The organism is Paenibacillus sp. Y660 (assembly GCF_057221575.1).
Genome location: NZ_JBXBBJ010000063.1, coordinates 1 through 3,630, shown reverse-complemented (window position 1 = coordinate 3,630; position 3,630 = coordinate 1). Strand labels below are relative to the sequence as shown.

At 42.5% G+C, this 3,630-nt stretch carries 5 protein-coding genes; 1 reads left to right on the top strand and 4 read right to left on the bottom strand.

Going from position 1 to position 3,630, the window contains the following annotated elements:
- Window positions 1-408 precede the first annotated feature (408 nt).
- Window positions 409-1,356, bottom strand: a complete 948-nt coding sequence (locus AC2TDN_RS26335; RefSeq protein ID WP_482068820.1) for a helix-turn-helix transcriptional regulator — start codon at window positions 1,354-1,356, stop codon at window positions 409-411.
- A 119-nt stretch (window positions 1,357-1,475) separates the two neighbouring features.
- Between AC2TDN_RS26335 and AC2TDN_RS26330 the strand changes: the two genes are divergently transcribed.
- Window positions 1,476-1,961: a DinB family protein gene (locus AC2TDN_RS26330; protein WP_484690716.1), complete on the top strand. Its 486-nt coding sequence runs from the start codon at window positions 1,476-1,478 to the stop codon at window positions 1,959-1,961.
- 202 nt (window positions 1,962-2,163) lie between these two features.
- On the opposite strand, the gene AC2TDN_RS26325 is transcribed toward AC2TDN_RS26330, so the two are convergent.
- The 3 genes from AC2TDN_RS26325 to AC2TDN_RS26315 are packed head-to-tail and all read right to left on the bottom strand — an operon-like array spanning window position 2,164 to window position 3,384.
- Entirely contained in the window at window positions 2,164-2,673 is a 510-nt protein-coding gene (locus AC2TDN_RS26325) for a hypothetical protein (protein ID WP_484690715.1), read from the bottom strand.
- 27 nt (window positions 2,674-2,700) lie between these two features.
- Window positions 2,701-3,156, bottom strand: a complete 456-nt coding sequence (locus AC2TDN_RS26320; protein ID WP_484690714.1) for a GNAT family N-acetyltransferase — start codon at window positions 3,154-3,156, stop codon at window positions 2,701-2,703.
- A 15-nt stretch (window positions 3,157-3,171) separates the two neighbouring features.
- Window positions 3,172-3,384, bottom strand: coding sequence for a hypothetical protein (locus tag AC2TDN_RS26315; RefSeq protein ID WP_482068816.1), 213 nt, complete (start codon window positions 3,382-3,384; stop codon window positions 3,172-3,174).
- Window positions 3,385-3,630 lie beyond the last annotated feature (246 nt).

The following is a 3,630-nucleotide window of genomic DNA, read 5'->3' as shown; positions in this document are numbered from 1 at the left end:
CTGAGCCAGGATCAAACTCTCCAAATGGAAGTTTTCGCTTCGACGCGATGTCGAAGAGAAAGCTTCATGTGTTTGAAATGCTCATTACTTTTATATCGCTTTTTCTTACAATTCGTTAGAATCGCAAGGGCAGTTATTACTCGTTGTTCAGTTTTCAAAGAGCAATCTTTTTTCTTTCGTTCCGGTGTATTTCTTGGCCGGAATAAGAATATACCATGTACTCGCCCAGTATTGCAAGTGTTTTTAAAAAATAATTAAAAGTTCTTTTCCTCCACTCACCTATAACAGATAATCAATCCATCCGCTTACCAAGCCTTTATTGGAAGAAACACATTCATATGCGTTAAATGCTTTCTAAAAATACTTACATGGCCGTACCTGCTCCTATACCATTATCAATGTTAACTCTTAAACATATTTCGCCATGATATCAGATAGGAGCTGTTTCATCCGGTCCACCAGTTCTGCTGGTTCTTTCACTGTAGCCTCGTTCCCCAAGCCAACAAAAAACTTCGCAAAAAACGGAAGATCAATCTTCCTAACATTGCCTTCCAGACGGCCAGTACCATCCATGTACATATAAAGCTTTGGCGACGACCATAACTCAGATTCGCAGCGCTGAACGCCTTCCTTGCTAAGCTCAACATAAAGTGGGATATATTCTTGTTCCTTCTGGTAAAACTTATCTTGATTGCCCAGGTGGACATGGCGAAGATCCAGTGGCGACAAACCAGAAGCATCAAATGCAGCCGAATGAATTCTGTCGCATCGGAACAAGCGGAATTCAGCGCGCAGAAAACAATAAGCGGAGCAGTACCACAAACCATTGCTCGCATATACGCCAATCGGCTGTATTTGACGACTTGAATGTCCTTCCCGAGAATCATATTCGATGAGAACAATTTTTTGCTCTATAGCTCCTTCGAGCAGAATAGACAAATACGGAGACTTTACCTGCCTCTCAGGTGTAAAAAAATCAAATCGGTTCTTTAACTGATCGATACGATCCCGTACATCGCCGGGCATATAAAAGTAAAATTTGTTCAAAGCTGATAAAGCCTCATTCTCAAAGGGAAGATAGGAATAGTGGCGCAAAGCATGACTTGCAAAAAATATAGCGACCGCCTCTTCCTCCGTAAACGCGATGGGAGGCAGAATTCTTTCATTAAGCACTTGATAGCCACCGTGAGGTCCAACCTCCGAATACAAGGGTACACCTAGCTCGCTCAATTCCTGAAGGTCTCTTAATATCGTCCGGGTTGACACCTCAAACTCATTGGCAAGCTCTTTCACCGTAAACTTGCGTTTTCTGTTAACGGTCATCATCAATTCTATCAATCGTTTCGATTTGGACATTAAAGTTCTCCGTTATTTTTATATTTATGACAAGGGTTGTCACTATTATAAGCTACAATAAAAAACGAGCCTAGTCGATTTACTGCGTTAATCACATTAAAAATGAGGAGTGAAAGCACATGCAAGCTGTTAACGAATTCAAAGCACTATTACTCGAGGAATTGGAGCATATCGTTAAGACATCTTCTAATTTGATCCGCAAAATCTCGCCTGAACACTGGGATTACAGACCGCAGCCAAATATGAGGTCACTCCTTGAGCTGGCTGAGCATCTCGTATCTGTTCCTTCATCTGATTTGCTGATTCTGCAGGAGAGCAGTGAACCAGTCATTCGCAAGCTCGAGGCGGATATTGCTGCTGATAACGACAAGGAAGCTCTGATTGCATGGATGGTTTCAGGCATGGATCAAGTCAGAACGTATATGGAGGAGCTGCCCGTAGAGGAGTTTCTTCATAAGAAAACAAAACCGTTTTATTTGGAGCATGGCTCGGTTCAAGCCAAATGGCTGATTGAAATTACAACCCACGCGCAGCATCACCGTGCGCAGCTGTTCACCTATTTGAAAACACAAGGCTACGAAGTCAACATGTTCGATTTGTACTAAATGGAACGGCTCTGCTCGCTGTGCATGCGAGAGAGCCGTTTTTCCCATTCATAGAGTCATTCTAAAAAATCGCTCGCGTCTGGAAATCAATTGCTTTAATAAGCGTCATAAACTGAAATCTCCTGAGACAAACTAAATTCCTTAGCTAAGCGATGCAAGAAATCGTTCTCCTTCAGCTCATTTTGGCAGTGTATATTCCATATCATTCAAATTTATCTATGATGTATCTATCGACGTATGAATTGAATCTATCGTAGGAATCGTTTATATCTTGAATTCGAAACTCTCGGTTATTGCTCATCGTTATCTCTGGAATTGGAAACAAACCATATGGGTCAAGCTCCGAGGCAAGCGGCTCTTGCTCGGTGTAATACAGCAATGCGATCGATCGCTCATAAGTGAAGGGTTTCTCTCCCTCATACATTTTGACTAACTCGGTAAATAGTTCTGTTGCGGTTTGAGGACCTTTCGGAAGAGCTCTCATTGCAATTTCACCAACACCGCCATGATCGTTAAACGTAGTGATCCATTCTTGGTCAATGGCATCTATTCTCTCGGCAGCAAGCCGCATGCTTCTCTCTCCAATTAATTGCTCAAACTCTTGCGGTGACTGCGGCTTAGAGGCTACACGGGCGTTCAATCCAACATAAAAAACAAAGGCAAAGATAACTGCGATAACAGCTCCTAAAATAATCATATTTTTTTTGGTCATAAACGCAGCCATACCCCTACATGATCCTCACCGAAGAATCTTCTGAAAGTTCGTGATCGACAGCCGTTCTTCGATGTCTATCCTATCTGTTTCCAAAAAGCCGCTTTGCATGTATAAATGGATGGCTGGCGTATTTTTGGAGCCTGTCGATACAACGATGCTGCGATAATCTCCATCAAGATTTTCAACGCAATGAAGCAGCTTTTTGGCGATTCCCTTTCTAAAATGATTAGGATGAACCATCAATCGATGGATATCGATCTCGCTGCCCTCCGCCTTTACAGCGATTGCCCCGCACAACTCATCGTTTATGTAATAGCCATAGAAGGTTTCTCCGCATATGAGCAGAGTGTCCACTGTATCTTTTAGAGGCGGTATTTCATAAAAATATATTAACGCAGCCTCCACCTCATAAGATGGAATTTGAATGCTTAGTATATTCTCTGCAAAAACAGGATTCGTAATATCGATTTTTCTAATCAAGGCTGTTCCTCCATATTAATTATCCTTGCGCTTATTTAGCATCCGTTCGAACTTCTCCTTCGATCGGCATAATGACGACATTCGCGTAATGACGCCCAGCTCCGTATATTTTCCCGTGCTGTCCAATGAGCCATAAGTCTGCATATCTGCCATAAAGTTATCCGTGAACGTGACCGACTCGCCAAAGGGCTTCGGCTCTTTGTGCCTCCCATAGTTAATTTTCTGCAATCAATTTACCTGACCGGAACCGAAGCCATTCTGCTGCGGCGCTGCAAAGCACTATAAGAGCAGCTGCTGCGAGTATCCGTTTCATTCGAATCGCCTATCCTGTTATCAGATATCGCTTATGACGCATGACTTATGCAGTTCATTCCAAGCGATGGAAACCGATTAATAGTCATAGAAATGTAAGCTAAAAGCCGGAAAACCCCTTGACTTTTGGAAATCACACCAATAATCGCGAAGAATACCTTT